The organism is Microbulbifer maximicatervae (SeqCode) (assembly GCF_052467825.1).
This window is the reverse complement of record NZ_CP174327.1, coordinates 3,517,644-3,533,797: the sequence shown is the minus strand read 5'-3', so window position 1 is coordinate 3,533,797 and position 16,154 is coordinate 3,517,644. Positions and strand designations below refer to the sequence as shown.

The window sequence follows — 16,154 nt, the reverse complement described above, 5'->3', positions numbered from 1 at the left end:
TTACTACAAGCGGTCAGCCCCAAGAGAACTAGTAGTAGTATTGATTTAGTATTTCTCATGAATTCATAACGCCCGCAACAGGGGCGACCAATGCTGTGCACGTTTTGCGCGAAACTGGGAGCGCAGCGACCCGCACAAAACGTGCATAGCGTTAGGCGTCCCGCGGAGGCCCGAAGGGCCGTAGCATACTGCTTGCGTTTGTTATGCTTTTTTTGGAGCTCTAGGACGAACCGCCCCACCCAAATATGCACCCAATAATAACGCGACTACAAGCGAAGCCCCGTAAAGTAGTTTCAAGTAAAATGGAGCATCTGAGAAGTTCAGCAACCCAAACAATACAAATGAAGGCAAAACTTGCAATAAAGCAAGACCGAAAGCGGCCTTTCTGAATAAATAACCTGTAATAAGCCCCATCACTAAAAACATGAATTGGGCCGGGCCTGCAAATGTCAGAAATTCGCCGCCGAAAATTTCCGCAAGATGATTGGACAATTTCTGTGCGTAGCCGATGAATGGCGGCCAGAAATACCAGATTAGGACAATCCCTAGCCCAATATTAAAATGAATTAATGGTGTAAGACGCTTCATGCTTACTCCAGCTTAGATTTCGATCTCAGATGCATAACGCCCGGCTTAGGGGCGGACTTGGAGCTGCGGAGCAGCGGAAAGGCCGTCCCAGCCATGCGTTTTTCGCATGGCGACTACAGCCGCTTGTTATGTTTTAGTGGTACATTAAAACCCTTTTGGCATTGCTCTCCGTAGGAGATCCAAAGCGACATACCCTCCAAGCTTTCTTCATTGGCATAGAAATGAGCCTCGATTTTGCCTTTATTTTCATATGTACGGAGGTGAGCACTAAAAACACTTCCGTCTTTCCCTTTATGAATGTTTGCCAAGCCAAAAGGAAGTCCCTCAATAACTAAAGGCGCCCTAATTATAATGACCCAGGTATCAACATCGCGAATGTACTCGACATCTACTTCTGATGCGTACTTTTTAAAGCTCTCATCTATTGCTCCGCAATGAATGCTGAGTGCAGAACAGGAAAAAGATGCCAAGAGGCTTATTATCGTAATCAGAATTCTATTCATGCTGAAACATAACAACCGGCTTTGGGGCGGCAGTGGAGCCGCGAAGCAGCGGAATGACCTTCCCAGCGCCAAAGGCGCGACAACAGCCGCTTGTTAAGCATTTACTCTGGCTGATTGTGCGACGAATATCCCGCAACATACCATTTGCCTTGTTTTTCTTTTAAGTAGAACGAAACTATATGTGACCAATTTGAGTAGGTTTCTATAATCCATATTTCTCTGTTGCCTTTATGGGCCCAAATGGGAACTTCACCGTTAGACATGGGACCCACCAAGTTTTTAGCCAAGGTCATTTTTTTATGTATTTCGCGCTCCGGCTTTTCCGAGACATTAAAGTGATACCCTGGAAAATCTAGAAACACTTCCGCAATACCCTGCTCATCCTGCGCATCTACGGCGTTAAAGTAACATTCTAGTGTTTCTTCGGGATCAGTACTGGGGCACTCTGCCCACCCATGTGCGCTGACGAAGAACAGTAAAATTGCTATGTATCTACTCATGATGCTTAACGCAGAGTGCAGGGGCGGCTGGAACGAAGTGTAAGACGTCCCGGCGCGAAGCGCCCTTGCTGCCACGATTTGTTAAGTGTTATTTTTGGCACACTTGGTCTCCGATTTCCCATGGTAGCTTGTAAATACTAGTTTACTACCTGAATAAACGAAGAAGCTCGCCCCTTTTTCTGTGCTTAATGTGAAAGTTCCATTTTCATCCGTTTTGGTTTCTCCATGTTTGCCAGGCAAGTGAAAAGGAATCCATTCGTTTTCCCATGCTTCTACTTCTGCTCTAGCAATCGGATTATCTTGGCAATCAGTTACCGTTCCGGTATAGGTTTGTGGTGTAGCGCAACCATTCAAAATTAATATAAGTAAAGCAATTGCTACTGACGTCTTCATTCTCTCATGCACTTAACGTTGCTAGCAAGGGCAGTCGAAGCGGAGCGTAGGCTGTCCAGCCCAACCCCGAAGGGGTTGGGCGATCTTGACTAGCTTGTTTATGGCTGGCGCGCACTGAACCACCTACTTGCTCACTACCAGCCAACTTTGGCTGGTCACTGCCCGATAAATTTAAAGGGAAAAATACCATACTTTCCCAACCGGTTAACTATCTGATTGGCACTCCATGATGGCGTAGCTGGCTTGCAGGGCTTGCTGACTTAAAAAGATGGCACTGAAGCGAAACTGCGGTACCAAATTTCAGGAAAACTCTCAGGAAAAAGTGCTCAGATAGAGATTGATGCTTGCAGTAGCTACAGAACATCTAAAAATCGACCGCCAGAATACGCAGCTTTGTTAAGGCTGAACCTGCCTAAGCCCCCACCAATGTTTTAATGTGAAAGGAGCAAGAAATATTAAGAATACCAGCTGCCCAGATGCGACAAATTTAACGCTATTTGCAGGGCTAAATATATTTACAATTACGTAAGACACAAAGCTTAAAATTAGCACGGCTATTATTTCAGGCAATATCGCACTCTGCATTGGGTCAATCTCTGGATCTTTCCCCAGCTTGAGATGCCTCAAAGTCTCACTTGCAATACTTATATACTTCCACGCAAGAGCAATTAATATCGGCAGTATCAGGAAAATGACGATTTTCATAATTGAGCCTTAACGCCTAGCACACGGGCGGCCGAAATGAAGCGAAGCGCAATGTAGGCCGTCCGGCCCGGCGCTTTTTGCTGGGCTTTCGTGCTGCTGCTTGTTAGGTATTCTTACCACACTCCGCTTGTATTTTGTTTTGCAACTCTTCAATTCCCTGCTCTAGCTTTTTCATATGCTTAGAGTCAGCTTCTGGATCAAATTCAAACTCTACATCCAGGGCCTTAAGGCTGGCTCCTTTTGATATAAGGTAGTCCACTATCTGTTGATGACCGAAATCTTCTGCGACCTTTAATGGAGTAAAACCACCTTCACCCCTTTGCTCAATATCGATACCATTCTCGACTAATATTTTTGCCGCTTCGAGATCACCCCAAACACAGACACAGTGTAATGCATTATCGCCAAAGCTATTGGTATCGTTTATATCGTTCAGCTGAATTCCAGAAAAATCCGGAACATCCTCGACTTGGCTCAGCAACTTTCTAACTGCTTGATTCATCGTGTATACCTATCGCCGCGATAAAGGGCCGGAGCACGCAGTGGAAGCCTCCCCCCTTAAAGTAGACGCCACCTTATATTCATCTTATGCGGCCATTCTTTCATATTCATCTGGGCTTTTGAACCCAAGTGAACCATGTCTTCTTTTAAAGTTATAGTACCTATCAAGATACCAAGCTAAGTTAGCTCTTAGTTCCTCAACGGATTCAAAATTAAATCCTTTGAAACTCTCAGTTTTCAGTGTTTGAAAAAATGATTCTACATACACATTATCATTCATAAATCCTGGACGGTTCATGCTCGGCTCAATACCCAGTTCTTTGAGTCGACTTTGGTATGCATAAGCACCGTACTCAGAACCTCGGTCACTGTGAAATATTAGATCTGATTCTATATTTCTGCGACGAACAGCTTTATTTAGCGCTGACAGTGTTAGCTCAACAGTTCGAGTATCCGACAACTCCCAACCCAACACTTTCCGGGAGTAAAGATCAATAATCACAGCTAAATATTGCCATTGTCCATTGATCTTCAGATAGGTTACATCACCAGCCCATTGAGAGTCTGGTTTACTCGGCATACCATGCTCTCTTTGTAGGTTTTCAACCTTAATATAAGGATTTCCAGGCAAAGGGCGTCGACGATAGATCCTTCCAGCTTTCCCCACGATTCCAGCCTCTCTCATAAGGCGTTCAACGCGTTTGTGATTTATTCGTTCACCATTAGCTTTCAGCTCTGCGCTAATTCTTGGACTTCCATAATTACCATCATGCTGTGTATAGATAGCTTCGATACACCCTAGAATTCGCCTATTCTCTATGTCACGAGTGCTCTCATCTCGATTGAGCCACTTATAAAACCCTTGGGGTGAAACATTCAAGTATCTACATAAGTACCTGACACCAAAGTCTGATCGATTAAGAGCTATGAACGAGAATCTTTCAGCTTTGGATCTTTCAGGTACATTTCCCACTTTTTTAGGAAATCATTCTCCTTTTGCAATTTCTCGACCTGCTTTTTTAGACGTCTTATCTCTTTATCATCGGTTTGAGACCGATTTTTCGTTGTTTTTGTCATACTTATTCTACGACTGGGCTTCTCGACCAGCTTGCCTTCTCTACTTTCCTGTCGCCATCTATACACCATTACTGGATGCAAACCAATAATGTTGGCGATAGTAGTCGTATCTACTTTCAGTTGATTAGTGAGAGCTACCACTCTAACTTTGAATTCTGTTGAATATTCAACAACTCGCTCTTCACTCAGTATTTTCGGCATTTTTTCCTACCCTATTCAAAAGGTAGGCGTCTACTCAATGGGGGAAGGTTTCGTGCGGAGGTCCAGCCCTGTAGGGGCGCCTTTGATTGTTTTGTTAAATGTTTTTGGTGATTTCATAAACTGACACCAAGCCGAGGGCCATTAGGGGTATGTACACTGCCATAATGCCTTTGAGTCCAATCTTATAGTGCAGCTCATAAAATCGCCAAAATTCATAGAAGCGCGAAATTCCTCTTGGCAAAGTAGCCAATGAAATAAACAGAACGGGAAGAATAATCATAAGGCCGAAACCAAGACCTACAAGCCACCCATGAACCTCCTCTGGGAGGTAGTTGAACAACGGCAGTGGTGCAAAAATACCAGCCAAACAAAATACGCAAGCTATGCCATTGAGCAAACGATTCCTTTTGGTAAGCTCCTCAAAACTTGGTTCCCATTCAGATAGTTCCCTAGCGGGAGATAGCCTACCCCAAAACACCATTATTATTGGTGTGAGTGTGGCTGATAAAAATATTGTGATTGCAGTGCTCATGGCATTTAACGCTTCAATAACCCGCAGCTGGAACGTAGCGAAGCGAAGTGTAAGCTGTCGGGCGCCGAAGGCGCGTAGTTGATTGACTTGTTAAGGCTTTTTCTTGATGCGAAATTTATTAATTTGAATGCCATACTCTTTAAGTTCATTTTCGGCTAATGGGCCCCAGCTTGTAGATGTGGCCAGCTTTGTTTCAATTGCTGCCCCCTTTTTGTTACCGGGGAGATTGCCATCCATAAGTTGTTGACAGCCACCAAGAGGATAATAAATTAGTTGTTGCTCAGATATCCTTTTTAAAACCACCTTATCTAAACCGCTAATAAATGTCCTACTCCATTCATTGTGTAAGCCCCTGCCATCACAGGCTCGACCTCTATAGCTGCAAACAAGAGTATCGCTAACCAGGTTGCTCTCGCCATCGATTGAGTAGTTAAGCTCAAACTCAAATTCTCCAACTTTTTGGGTTGGCCTAGGTTCTGCTGGAGAATCTATAGCACAACTTATAAGAGTGGCCGTGCCGACGCAACCACTCAATAAAAAATTAGAAACTAATATAAATAATGTTCGATGCATTATGAGCCTTAACGCCTAAAGCAGCGGCGAGCGTCAGCGAGTCCAGCCCGCAGGGCGATGCTGCCTTTACTTGTTACATGCTGACCCATTTTCCGGCCTCTGCTGATTTGATTAATTGCGATACTGGTAAAGGAGTCAGATCATTTGTTTTATACCCTAACAGCCTACGTAATAAATAGTATGGCCATAAGATGATAAGTGATATTGGTATACCCTCTGGGCCAAAATAGACCTCAGATATTGTACTGAGATCTACGTTAAATTTCTTTGAATATTCTTCAAGTAATTCTTTTCCATCATCTCCATCTACACCAAGATCTATATTGATTAATGTGTCTGGGGTTATTTTCTCTGCTTTTACCGCAGTAAACTCAGATATAAATATGATGATTTCAGATTCCATAGAACATGTAACGCCGTTAGCAACGGCAGACTTGTTGTTGTGGTAGCTGTGCAACAATGGCGAAGCCATGCACAGCTGGCGCAATGACAAGGCTGCCCAAGGAGCGAAGCGACTGATGTTGCTAACATTGTTATATTATTGTAATTTTTTAAACTTTGTGACACTTACTGAACCCTGCGATTCAAAATGAGTAGCACTGAGAGATACAAGATCAATATCAGAACAAAAACAACTAAGCTTTACCGTATTATCTACTAGGTCATACTTAAACTCCTGAGCAGTCTTATCTCCCACCATAAACATCTCACCTGTTCCATCTTTATTAAATGTATATTTAATTTTGTCAAATGGTTCAGTTTTTTCACTGCTCATATAAACTCTTTCATATGAAGTCCATTTGCCAACCAATCTTGGATCACTTTCTTTTGTGCATGATGCTAGTAAAATAACACCAGTTAACAGCGTAAAACCACCTCTAATCTTCATTAATTTTGACTCCTACAGAAATATAACGCTTTTAGTAGCGGCGCAGTTTACTGCGTCCCTTGCCTAAACTTGTTATGCATGCTAGTTAGTTGCTTTAATTGGTTAAGCTCTTTTAGATAGGTGGAATCTTTATTGGTGTCTTTGGGAATGACGCCACCACAATATAAAGTGCTTAATTTGTCCTCAATTTTATAAGCGTAAATTAGATACTCTTGACCTTCTTTAAACCAGTAGCCTTCGCAACTTGAACTATTATTGAGTGTATCAAGAGTAATCAGAGAATCTGCATTCTTGAAGGTTTGCAGGACATCTAGTTTTACAATTATACGGTCTTCATCAAGCTCGTTTTTTTCATCCAATACGATGACTTCACGAGACTTACCTATGAAGACGCTTTCAGCGTTTTTAAGTTTATCTTCTACGGAGCCAAGATGGCAGCTGCATGCTAAGGCATGGCTTTGTGCTAATAATAGAATTAATGTAATTGTTATTCTTAACATGTTCTTCCTTTACGCATAACGCCCTGCTAATGCGCAGCAGTGGCTGTCCAAGCCAAGGTTTCCTTGGCTGATCATTGAGCAGTTTGTTATGAGTTATTTTATGGCAATGTAACATGTTTCACCCACAGATTAGCTGACCACCCGATGAAGCCACCGATAATTGCAGTATAAATGAGAACATTGGCCGCAAAGCTAAAAGCTAAGCCAGCTAACACACCTGCAATGGCACCACAAACCAACTGAACTAGCCACGCCTTCTTAAAAGCTTTGGGGTCAATTTCAGGAGCTGCCAGAAAACCAATGAACAATCCGAGAGCACTAACGACCAATAAGCGATTCCAATCACCGAAGTAGAAAACTAGTGAAACGACTGCGCAAAATAATGCACATGCCGAGCCGCTAATAGATAGTAGTTTTAGTTGCTTCATTTATGACTCATAACGCCTTTATAAACGGCGTGCGTTTTTCAGCGCGTCCAGTTGCAGCCGTTTTCTGGCTGCAACGATGTTTAATAAACTTGTTATATCCTGGCTATTTGTAGATTTTGGGATCGACTTCATATTCTCCACCCATTTCCTTGGGCTTCAAGCTCGGGTGTTGCTCGTAGATGGGGTTCATGAAGCTAGTAAGTAGTTCACCCATCACTTTTCCTGTGGCTTGCTGGTAGTTTTTAAACTCTTGTTCAGAGCATCCATCCTTAATAAGAGCAAGATTATTATCCATTGCAGCCCCTATTTTAAGTGCAAGCAAGCTTGTTTTTTCAGCTAGTTTTCTATCCATAGGTAGTATCCGTATAACGCTGTGTTAAGGGGCAAGCGAAACGTAGTGTAGCTTGTCCCGTGGAGGTTGCGCCTTTTGCAACCGGAGCGAATTTGAACACCTTGTTAACTACTGGCTCTCCAAAACTCATGCGATAAAGCCTTTTCCACCTCTCTTCCATCCCAGCCAGGAATATCGGGAGTGCATTCACGCAGAGCCACTACTAAGTACTGCATGAATTTAATTGTAACATCTCTTTTTAATCCAGTAATTTTAGAATATTTCTGACAATAGTATTTAAACAATCCTTTATCATCCGGCTCTATTTCTTCAGTTGGAACAAGCTCATATGCTAATGTATACAAGTTTTTATATGTCGGCTTATTAATGGCCAGAACCATAAATGCCGGAAGGTAAAACTCTACCCCTTCAGCATCTAGGTAGTTAAACCCTAAACTTTGTCCACTTATATGCTCTTCGGGCACATCCCACCAATGCCCACAGAAATCTCTCGCTTTTGTTTCATTGGCTAACAATTCTTTATCATCAACCCACCCATCTATTAGTTCTGCCGCCCTAATACCACAATGCCGAGGAAACTCTACATCTCCAAATGCATTTCGTATTTCTTCTTTCAATTTTTCACGATCTATCATAATTCATTGATCTAAAGATGGTGGGGCGCTTGGGTAGTTAACGCCAAGCTAAACGGCACAAAAGGTTGTGGCAGAGTGAAACGCGCCATGGCCTTTTGTGTCCGGTGGAGGCCCAACGGGCCGGAACGCATTTGAGCGCCTTGTTAAATTTATCATGCTAACACAATTGCAGATACTAGCCCTGCTGTAATCAATGCAAAGGAGGCATACATAAAACCCCTAGCTTTATCAGTATTATGTGGATGTATGTTGTCTAAAAAGTATTTGCTAAAGAAAACACCCGAGCCACCAAAGTAGAGAAGAGAAACAAAGTAGGCATCAATTCCGTGGTAGCGGATAGGATTTCCTTTGCCAAAGACGATATCTCCGCCCGTAAGTAGTTGATAAGCAGTATAGCCCGACAGAATCGCAGGGAGAACAATGCCTAGGATTAGAGCCTCAATTATCTTAATTTTGGGAATATCTTCCATAATTCACAGGGAAATTTAACGCCGCGTTCAGAGGCGACCGAAGCGGCGCACCGCCTTGTGTATAATGTGAGCGCAGCGAACTACACAAAAAAGGTGCATAGCTTTGGGAGTCCACTGCAACGCCTTGTTAGCAATTTTATCCAGGCATGCAGTAATTGTCATAAGAGTCCAACCACTGTTGCGTGATTTCCTGACGCTCGACATTAGTACAAACGACCATGTTTTGATCAATTTGTGTAATAGCGATAACAAAGCCCATTTCATTTTTTGGGAGATACTCAATAGCTGGAGTTATCACATGCTCACCAATTGAACTAAATAATTCTTCCTTGGAGTTTACTTCGCCAGGAATAACACTATTGGGATTGCAAGTAAGAAATGTTCTCTCTACTTCAGATTTACGATCAAATACAAAGCCCGAATAACTACAAGAAATACCCTTCTGTTGTGCATTCGTAATGTAACCGGATACAGCAACTTGCCGCTCATCAGGGGAAAACAAAGATGGTATTTTTGAAGCAGCATAACCCAAGCCTACCAGTACCAAGATAATTAAAAGGGCATAATTTTCGAACTTTTGCCACTTGGTTTTCCCCATTGACACATTCATAAAAACTCCAAATTACTTATTATTGCTAACTCCTGCATAATGGGCCGCCTGGAGCGCAGCGTAAGGCGGTCCAGCGGAACGAAGTGGAGCGAAGTGGAGCGAAGTGGAGCGAAGTGGAGCGAAGTGGAGCGAAGTGGAGCGATCATTGATGCATTTGTTAGGAACACACCTCTACCCAATCATCAAGTTCACTGCCAAACTTTGCTTCTTATACCTCAAGAACCTCAGGTTTAACACTATAGTATTTAGAATCTTGCGAAAAGGAGCTTGCCTCAGCCAAAGACGAGTACTCTTGAAGCGTATTAATCTTTGGTATATTCATTTGCAATGCTTCCTTAAGACATTCCTCCAATATTAAAGCTTGCTCCTTAGCACCGATGGCTATCAGAGCTGCTATCGTCTCTTCAGTTTCATCAAGCCCTTTATTTACGAAATACTGTAAATGCCCACCATTCATCACTTGTGCATCATAAATGTACGTAAGCCAAAACGTCCTGAATTGCTCGCTTGATTGAGCTTCAACGTTTTCTGCTAGGTACATGATTAATGCCCAGAGCTTAGCACTGGGGTCTTCAGACAATTCCCTTTTTGTAACAGATGCTACTGTATCCATTCAAATTTCCTAACGCCTTTAGTTGCGAAAAACTGCGCAGCAGATTTTCCGTAACCTGAATTTGTTAGCTATTTTTAAGCTCTTCATCTGTAATTATGAGCATATCATCAACAGGCTCACCATCTAAATCACTGAAAAGAGAGTAATACCCAACTTCTTCTCCGTGATAATCAATCCCAAGGGTGGTTTCAATATATAGATACTCAAATTCAGCGTGCTTGAAGCAGAACTTATGAAACTTGAAATAGAATTCGAAGCTTTCGGTAATGTTCTTTTCCATACCAAAATCTTCTGAATTTACCCAAGCAGATGCACCATTGAAAGCTTTGACTTCAAGGTATAGATCTTCTTGGAGTGAATTCAATTCCTGAGCTATCTTCACAAACAGTCCTTATATAGCTAACGCCGCACTAAGTTGTGCTAAAAGTGGGGCTTTTGGCATCAACTTGAGTGCTTTGTTATACATTTTTTTTGATTACTTGTCTAAACGTCAAAGAAACTCTGCGCGACCTTTGAACTCTCTGCTCGTTTATTAAGTCACTTTTTCTATTTGGAATACTGTGCGTCCAATTATACCGAGCATCTTTTTGGAGTATTACTACCGATCTTGGATTTAATAAAATGGATTTCTTCTCGACCTGTTTATTGCCAAATACCATTTCTGCTTGTGATCCAATACTTAGAGAAACAATTGTTTCCTTGAAACATGGAACACAATCAACATGTGCTGATATTCCTTGACCTGGCTCGTATTCATTGACGATAAGCTGATCAAAGGTTTCTGAAATAGACTCTTTGGCATGTAAGCGAGATAGAATTTTGGTAGACCAATCAGGGAGTGCCCCTAGATAAAGAGAGCTATCAACGAACCTAGTCTTATAGTCGTATCGATATCCATAGTGCTGCACTCGCCGCTTTAAACTCGTGAGCCATTCTTCATTATCCAAAGAATTTAGTAGAAATTGCTCTTCTTCTTTGGAGATAAACTCTTCTATGTATGTTAAACCGTGAATCATATTCTTTTCGTAAAATGTATAACGTTGCCAACAGGGGCAGCCGGAGCGTTTGCGTGCGAGGCACGCAGCGTAGGCTGTCCAGTCAAGACCTGAAGGGGATGGACGAGCCTGCTTGGTTTTGTTAAATAGCTGGCCTACAAACATGTCCCAGCCTGCTCCATTGTAGATTCATTAACTACCCCTTTAGAGTCCGCCTTGAATGTGATGATATAGTGCCATTTACTGCAGACGATACTATTAGCCTCACCAGAGTCAACAATCGTTAATGTATTTTCAGAAGGGTTAAAAATAGGCTCAAACGCTTTATATTTTACCATTAGATAACCAATTTTCGTCCTATGTGACTTGACAGATTCCATTTCTGCCTTCCAGTACTCAACTCTTCTTGGCCCTTCATTACTAATCTCACAAGAGCAAAGAAAAACCATCATTAACAGGGTGTATAAATATTTCATAAGCTATTTAACGCTTAGATAACCTGCACTGCAGGCGGTAAAAAAAATGACTTGGCATTGAATTTAGGCCGAACTAAAGAGGCCCATTCCTGCAGTGTCTGGTTCATCGCCATGTTGTACATTCCCGTCGGTGCTATCTGGCAGCACCGCCCCTTCTATAAAGGAAATTTCTTTTTTCGTCTTAGACCACACCCTGCCACTCAGTTTTGTGGGCTCGTGGCACTGACCACACTCTACCACCAGATCTTGGATTTGTAATCCAGCCGGGAGTGGTTGATCTTTCATTAAACCCACGAGATTGCTACATAGATCGTGCTTTTTTTTGTTACATCCAGCATATAATCCGTAACCTCGTACCATATGCTTACCTATCGGGGGTATGTGCTGCAAAATGCGCCTTAAGAACTCCTGAGGCTTTAACCGTAGTTGCTTACGTCGCTGGTCACGGTGATCAAAATAACGAAACTTCAGCCCCTTATGATCCACATTTAATATCTGCGTTGGCTTCAGCGGACCGCCTTTGATATAGCGTGAAAAATACAGCAGAACACCTCGACCATGCTCATATCGTTCCTGAATACGAACTGACCATTCTTTGCGATAGCAAGCTTTAAAGAGGATATCAAATTGGCCTATTGACCAATTGGGAGGGAGCTTGAGTAACCCGGCACGATACTGTTCTAATAAAAGCGCTTGAAATTTCCCCCTATAAAGTTTCTTAACCACTCGCACAGGTAATAAATATTCACCTGTTTCTTTCCAGTTTTCCCTTAAAGTCAAACCGCCAGCGGTCATCAAGCAGTGTACATGAGGATGTAAAGTTAACTGTCTTCCCCAAGTATGCAGAGCCATAAGCATCCCAGGGGTTACTCCCTGATAAGCCTTGCTCCCCATCAATTCAAATAGCGTTTCTTTACTTGATAAAAAGAGTATATCTGTAAGCCTTTCTTCGTTGTATTGCCATAATTTAAGATACTCATGAGGAATAGTAAAGACCACATGAAAATGCTCTGTATCAAATAATTTACGACGTTGCTGATCAACCCACTGTAGCTGTTTTCGACCTGAGCAGAGAGGACAACTTCTGTGTCTGCAAGAGTGGTACTGTTCAGTTACATGATTGTGCTTACAACGATAATAACTGCTTCCCATCGCTTTTGTACGGCACTCCTGAATCGATGAGATAGCTTTCAAATTTTTTAGTGGTTGCGCAGTTTTAGATAAATAACCACTGTACGCAGAAAATATATTTTGCAATACCCGGTTGTGCAGTTTCTAAAATGCCTCTTATAATTTAAAAGTGGCACCACTCCCGCGCAGCGGGTTTGTACAACATTTATATAGTAATCATTCTGATCACTATTATCCTGATTACTATCCTGGAATCAATCTAACGAAAAAATACACAAAACCCAAGTAAAATCAATATATTATTCATGATTCAGAACCACTGTACCAAATGTAAAAACGATCACTTTGACTACTATCCCCATTTTATACGAGCTCCCTAACCCATTGAAATAAAATAGGTTTTCAAACATTCCGGACCTAGGCCAAAAATAACGGTCAAACTGATCGAAAATCCTGATGACTCCCAGTCAAATGTTCATTAAACTGTTAATCCATACAGTATCCGGACTGTAAAAATGGACGACATCCCTATTCCGCTACCCCAGCGACCATCCCGCTTTATGGACCGTTTTAGGGCTTTTATACGGTCTCGCTATTTGGCATACAAAACAGAAAAGACATACTGCTTTTGGGTGAAGGACTTTATACGCTTTCATGGGATGCAACATCCGCAGGAGCTCGGAAAAGCTGAAATAGATAAGTGGTTAAGTCACCTTGCAGCCAATCGTAATGTGTCAGCCAATACTCAAAAAACCGCCTTAAATGCAATTGTCTTTCTCTATAAGCAGTTTCTGGATATTGAATTAGGGCAACTACAATTCGAAAAAAGCCATCGGCCTAAGCGATTGCCTGTTACTTTTAGCCATGATGAAGCAACCTCCGTATTAGAGCATCTTAGCGGTCCAAATAAGCTTGCTGCTTCATTAATGTATGGTTCGGGCCTTAGAGTTATGGAGGCTGTGCGGCTTAGGGTACAGGACATTGATGTTAGTGATCAATGCTTGATAGTACGCGAGTCCAAGGGTGAGAAGTGGCGAAGAACACTACTGCCTGGGTCTCTGATTAAGCCTCTCAAGGTACAAATAGCACATGCGCTTTCTCTACACGAGCAGGATTTGGCTGAGGGCTATGGGTATGTCTATTTGCCTTTCGCTCTGGCGAAAAAGTACCCACAAGCAGCGACGAGTGCTGCTTGGCAGTATGTATTCCCCGCTCGATTTCTATCGCAAGACCCTCGCAGCGATATGATGCGACGGCATCATATTGGCGAGCAGCAAGTTAGGCGGGCCGTTGCCAAGGCCGTTTCGGCCCTCAATATTCGTAAGAAAGCGAGTTGCCATACATTTCGCCATTCGTTTGCCACCAATCTTCTGCGGGCTGGTACTGATATACGCAATATTCAGGAGCTACTCGGCCACAACGATATCAGTACAACCATGATTTACACCCATGTTATAGGCGTACATGAGCGCGGTGTTACCAGTCCTCTTGACTAATTTCGCTCCCCGGCAGTTATGCCTTTGGGTGGTAGCTGGCTTTGGGCCAAGCCTTGTTGATTTCATCTGCCTGAAGCTCAGCATTAAAGTGTTCCCAGGTAATGCCATTAATGTCAGTTTCTGCGGTAAATGTATCGGCACCATCTGATTCCCAGCCTAGATGCCTAAGCGTTCCGCTTTCACAATTTGGATCATGGCGAATCGATAAGTTAACAGTGGCAGTTCGCCATAAAGCATATTCATTGGGCACATGCACGCAGGGAGCAGTATTTAACCTTCTACTATAGTCGGCAACTGACTCTTCTATCTGATTAGTCGACAGTGCTATATGAATTTTATCCATGGGCCCTACCTTTATTGATACTTGTGTTGGTATCTACATTTTTAGTTACTACCACTCGCTCCAGCTTCCAGCTGCTCCTGTACCTTATCCAAATTAAAAGATCCGGGTACCTGGCTGGGTGGATATTCTTTCATAGTTTGCAAAAATTTTGATGCGAGTTGCTGCATGGGAACCAGGACAAAAGCCCTGTCTATAAACCAGTCGTTATAGGTATTCGAGTTGTGTTGAGCTTTTTCAAAAGGATCTTGCCTCAAATTGAACAATAGTGGCACTCGTAATTCAGTAAAGGGCTCTCGCCAGACTTCAAAACCCCGCCCGCGATTTTCCAGGAAAATAGCTTTCCATGGTTCGTAGCGCATAGCTACAATTTGGCCGTCATCATTTACGTAGATAAATTCTTTTCTTGGTGAAAGTTTTGCTTTGCCGGTGAAGTAATCCATCATGTTGTAGCCATCAACATAATTTCTGTACTCGCGCCCATTGAGCTCGACCCCTTCCTTGAGCTGTTCCTTGATATTCGGGTTCCCCCCGGCCGCAGCGAGAGTCGGCAGCCAGTCTTCATGGGAGACAATACCTGTCAAAGTAGTACCCGCTGGAAATTTACCTGGCCAGCGTACAAAGGCTGGCACCCTATAAGCTCCTTCCCAATTGGAGTTTTTCTCACTGCGAAATGGCGTAGTTGCAGCATCTGGCCAGGTATTGAAGTGGGGGCCGTTGTCTGTGGAATAAAACACGATGGTATTGTCGGTGATATCCAGGCGGTCAAGCACACTTAGCAACTTTCCTACCAGGATGTCATGCTCTACCATGCCATCCATATACTCATTGCTGTTGGGGCCCGCAAGGTTTGTGTGCTCCTCTCTCACATGGGTGCGAAAGTGCATCCGGGTTGCGTTCCACCAGACAAAGAATGGGGTCTTAGCCGCGTGTGCGCGTTCGATAAAGTCGATAGCTGCCGCTAGGGTTTCATCATCGATGGTTTCCATCCGTTTCTTGGTGAGGGGGCCGGTATCTTCGATTGGTCCGCCGGCCTTGGCCTTAATCACTCCTCTGGGGCCAAACTTCTTACGGAATTCTGGGTCTTTAGGATAGTCCCGGTTCTCAGGCTCTTCCTCGGCATTTAGGTGATAGAGGTTGCCAAAGAATTCGTCAAAGCCATGGTTGATGGGCAGGTGTTCGTCCCTATCCCCTTGGTGGTTTTTACCAAACTGGCCGGTGGCATAACCCAGGCTTTTCATTACTGTGGCGATAGTGGCATCACTCTTCTGCCAACCCTCTTTGGCACCTGGAAGCCCCACCTTAGTCATGCCGGTGCGCACTGGAACATTACCCGCTAAAAAAGCTGCGCGGCCTGCTGTGCATGATTGCTGGCCGTAGTAATCGGTAAAAGAGAGCCCTTCTACCGCTAGCCGATCAATGTTGGGCGTGGTGTAGCCCATCATGCCGCGACTGTTGAAGCTGATATTCCAGATGCCAATATCATCTCCCCAGATCACCAAAATATTGGGTTTAGTCTGCGCGAAGAGGCTACCAGGAGAAAGGGATACAGCAGCCAGTACAACCAAAAGGAACAGTCGGAGACAGGATCGGGAGATCAGGAGCATTACACACCTCGATATTGGCAGGCTCAATACACCGCTTTA

Annotated in this window: 26 protein-coding genes; 1 reads left to right on the top strand and 25 read right to left on the bottom strand. The window is 43.3% G+C overall.

The window, feature by feature from the left end; translation table 11 throughout:
• Positions 1-201: 201 nt before the first annotated feature.
• From ACJJII_RS15765 to ACJJII_RS15655, 23 genes are all read right to left on the bottom strand, one after another.
• Entirely contained in the window at positions 202-588 is a 387-nt protein-coding gene (locus ACJJII_RS15765) for a hypothetical protein (RefSeq protein WP_444916864.1), read from the bottom strand.
• A gap of 113 nt (positions 589-701) precedes the next feature.
• Complete coding sequence (locus tag ACJJII_RS15760; protein ID WP_444916863.1) at positions 702-1,091, bottom strand: hypothetical protein; 390 nt, start codon at positions 1,089-1,091, stop codon at positions 702-704.
• Between the two features lie 101 nt (positions 1,092-1,192).
• Complete coding sequence (locus ACJJII_RS15755) at positions 1,193-1,591, bottom strand: hypothetical protein (RefSeq protein WP_444916862.1); 399 nt, start codon at positions 1,589-1,591, stop codon at positions 1,193-1,195.
• Positions 1,592-1,672: 81 nt separating this feature from the next.
• Complete coding sequence (locus ACJJII_RS15750) at positions 1,673-1,984, bottom strand: transthyretin-like family protein (protein WP_444916861.1); 312 nt, start codon at positions 1,982-1,984, stop codon at positions 1,673-1,675.
• Positions 1,985-2,380: 396 nt separating this feature from the next.
• The gene (locus ACJJII_RS15745) at positions 2,381-2,689 is read right to left on the bottom strand and encodes a hypothetical protein (RefSeq protein WP_444916860.1); all 309 of its coding nucleotides are present in this window, start codon (positions 2,687-2,689) and stop codon (positions 2,381-2,383) included.
• A 103-nt stretch (positions 2,690-2,792) separates the two neighbouring features.
• Positions 2,793-3,191 (bottom strand): ankyrin repeat domain-containing protein, encoded by a 399-nt coding sequence (locus tag ACJJII_RS15740; protein ID WP_444916859.1) that lies wholly within the window; start codon positions 3,189-3,191, stop codon positions 2,793-2,795.
• A gap of 84 nt (positions 3,192-3,275) precedes the next feature.
• Positions 3,276-4,163 (bottom strand): IS3 family transposase, encoded by an 888-nt coding sequence (locus ACJJII_RS15735; protein WP_413662311.1) that lies wholly within the window; start codon positions 4,161-4,163, stop codon positions 3,276-3,278.
• Positions 4,115-4,468, bottom strand: a complete 354-nt coding sequence (locus tag ACJJII_RS15730) for a transposase (protein WP_413662312.1) — start codon at positions 4,466-4,468, stop codon at positions 4,115-4,117. Before ACJJII_RS15730 ends, ACJJII_RS15735 begins: the two co-directional genes overlap by 49 nt.
• Before the next feature lie 94 nt (positions 4,469-4,562).
• A complete protein-coding gene (locus tag ACJJII_RS15725; protein WP_444916858.1) occupies positions 4,563-5,000 on the bottom strand; it encodes a hypothetical protein in 438 nt (145 codons plus the stop codon).
• 90 nt (positions 5,001-5,090) lie between these two features.
• Positions 5,091-5,573, bottom strand: a complete 483-nt coding sequence (locus ACJJII_RS15720) for a hypothetical protein (protein ID WP_444916857.1) — start codon at positions 5,571-5,573, stop codon at positions 5,091-5,093.
• Positions 5,574-5,646: 73 nt separating this feature from the next.
• Positions 5,647-5,976 carry a DUF1493 family protein gene (locus ACJJII_RS15715; protein WP_444916856.1) on the bottom strand — a complete coding sequence of 110 codons (330 nt, stop codon included), beginning with the start codon at positions 5,974-5,976 and terminating at the stop codon, positions 5,647-5,649.
• 135 nt (positions 5,977-6,111) lie between these two features.
• Positions 6,112-6,462, bottom strand: coding sequence for a hypothetical protein (locus ACJJII_RS15710; protein WP_444916855.1), 351 nt, complete (start codon positions 6,460-6,462; stop codon positions 6,112-6,114).
• Positions 6,463-6,509: 47 nt separating this feature from the next.
• Positions 6,510-6,962 (bottom strand): netrin-like domain-containing protein, encoded by a 453-nt coding sequence (locus tag ACJJII_RS15705; RefSeq protein ID WP_444916854.1) that lies wholly within the window; start codon positions 6,960-6,962, stop codon positions 6,510-6,512.
• A 98-nt stretch (positions 6,963-7,060) separates the two neighbouring features.
• Positions 7,061-7,390, bottom strand: coding sequence for a hypothetical protein (locus ACJJII_RS15700; protein WP_444916853.1), 330 nt, complete (start codon positions 7,388-7,390; stop codon positions 7,061-7,063).
• Positions 7,391-7,493: 103 nt separating this feature from the next.
• Entirely contained in the window at positions 7,494-7,742 is a 249-nt protein-coding gene (locus ACJJII_RS15695) for a hypothetical protein (RefSeq protein WP_444916852.1), read from the bottom strand.
• 104 nt (positions 7,743-7,846) lie between these two features.
• Positions 7,847-8,377, bottom strand: coding sequence for a DUF6714 family protein (locus ACJJII_RS15690; RefSeq protein ID WP_444916851.1), 531 nt, complete (start codon positions 8,375-8,377; stop codon positions 7,847-7,849).
• A 152-nt stretch (positions 8,378-8,529) separates the two neighbouring features.
• Entirely contained in the window at positions 8,530-8,847 is a 318-nt protein-coding gene (locus tag ACJJII_RS15685) for a hypothetical protein (RefSeq protein ID WP_444916850.1), read from the bottom strand.
• Between the two features lie 136 nt (positions 8,848-8,983).
• Positions 8,984-9,457 carry a hypothetical protein gene (locus ACJJII_RS15680; protein ID WP_444916849.1) on the bottom strand — a complete coding sequence of 158 codons (474 nt, stop codon included), beginning with the start codon at positions 9,455-9,457 and terminating at the stop codon, positions 8,984-8,986.
• A 208-nt stretch (positions 9,458-9,665) separates the two neighbouring features.
• Positions 9,666-10,070, bottom strand: a complete 405-nt coding sequence (locus tag ACJJII_RS15675) for a DMP19 family protein (RefSeq protein ID WP_444916848.1) — start codon at positions 10,068-10,070, stop codon at positions 9,666-9,668.
• Positions 10,071-10,134: 64 nt separating this feature from the next.
• Positions 10,135-10,452, bottom strand: a complete 318-nt coding sequence (locus ACJJII_RS15670; RefSeq protein ID WP_444916847.1) for a hypothetical protein — start codon at positions 10,450-10,452, stop codon at positions 10,135-10,137.
• Between the two features lie 76 nt (positions 10,453-10,528).
• On the bottom strand, positions 10,529-11,230 hold the full coding sequence (locus ACJJII_RS15665; protein ID WP_444916846.1) for an alpha-ketoglutarate-dependent dioxygenase AlkB: 702 nt from the start codon (positions 11,228-11,230) through the stop codon (positions 10,529-10,531).
• The gene (locus ACJJII_RS15660; protein ID WP_444916845.1) at positions 11,221-11,541 is read right to left on the bottom strand and encodes a hypothetical protein; all 321 of its coding nucleotides are present in this window, start codon (positions 11,539-11,541) and stop codon (positions 11,221-11,223) included. The genes ACJJII_RS15665 and ACJJII_RS15660 overlap by 10 nt, the downstream gene beginning before the upstream one ends.
• Before the next feature lie 63 nt (positions 11,542-11,604).
• Positions 11,605-12,798, bottom strand: a complete 1,194-nt coding sequence (locus ACJJII_RS15655; RefSeq protein ID WP_444916844.1) for an IS91 family transposase — start codon at positions 12,796-12,798, stop codon at positions 11,605-11,607.
• A gap of 389 nt (positions 12,799-13,187) precedes the next feature.
• Here ACJJII_RS15655 and ACJJII_RS15650 point away from each other — a divergent pair, with 389 nt between their 5' ends.
• Positions 13,188-14,168 (top strand): integron integrase, encoded by a 981-nt coding sequence (locus ACJJII_RS15650; protein WP_444916843.1) that lies wholly within the window; start codon positions 13,188-13,190, stop codon positions 14,166-14,168.
• Positions 14,169-14,184: 16 nt separating this feature from the next.
• Here the strand turns inward: ACJJII_RS15650 and ACJJII_RS15645 are convergent, their stop codons facing one another.
• Positions 14,185-14,511 (bottom strand): VOC family protein, encoded by a 327-nt coding sequence (locus ACJJII_RS15645; RefSeq protein ID WP_444913506.1) that lies wholly within the window; start codon positions 14,509-14,511, stop codon positions 14,185-14,187.
• A 41-nt stretch (positions 14,512-14,552) separates the two neighbouring features.
• Positions 14,553-16,115 carry an arylsulfatase gene (locus ACJJII_RS15640; protein ID WP_444905584.1) on the bottom strand — a complete coding sequence of 521 codons (1,563 nt, stop codon included), beginning with the start codon at positions 16,113-16,115 and terminating at the stop codon, positions 14,553-14,555.
• Between the last annotated feature and the right edge of the window lie 39 nt (positions 16,116-16,154).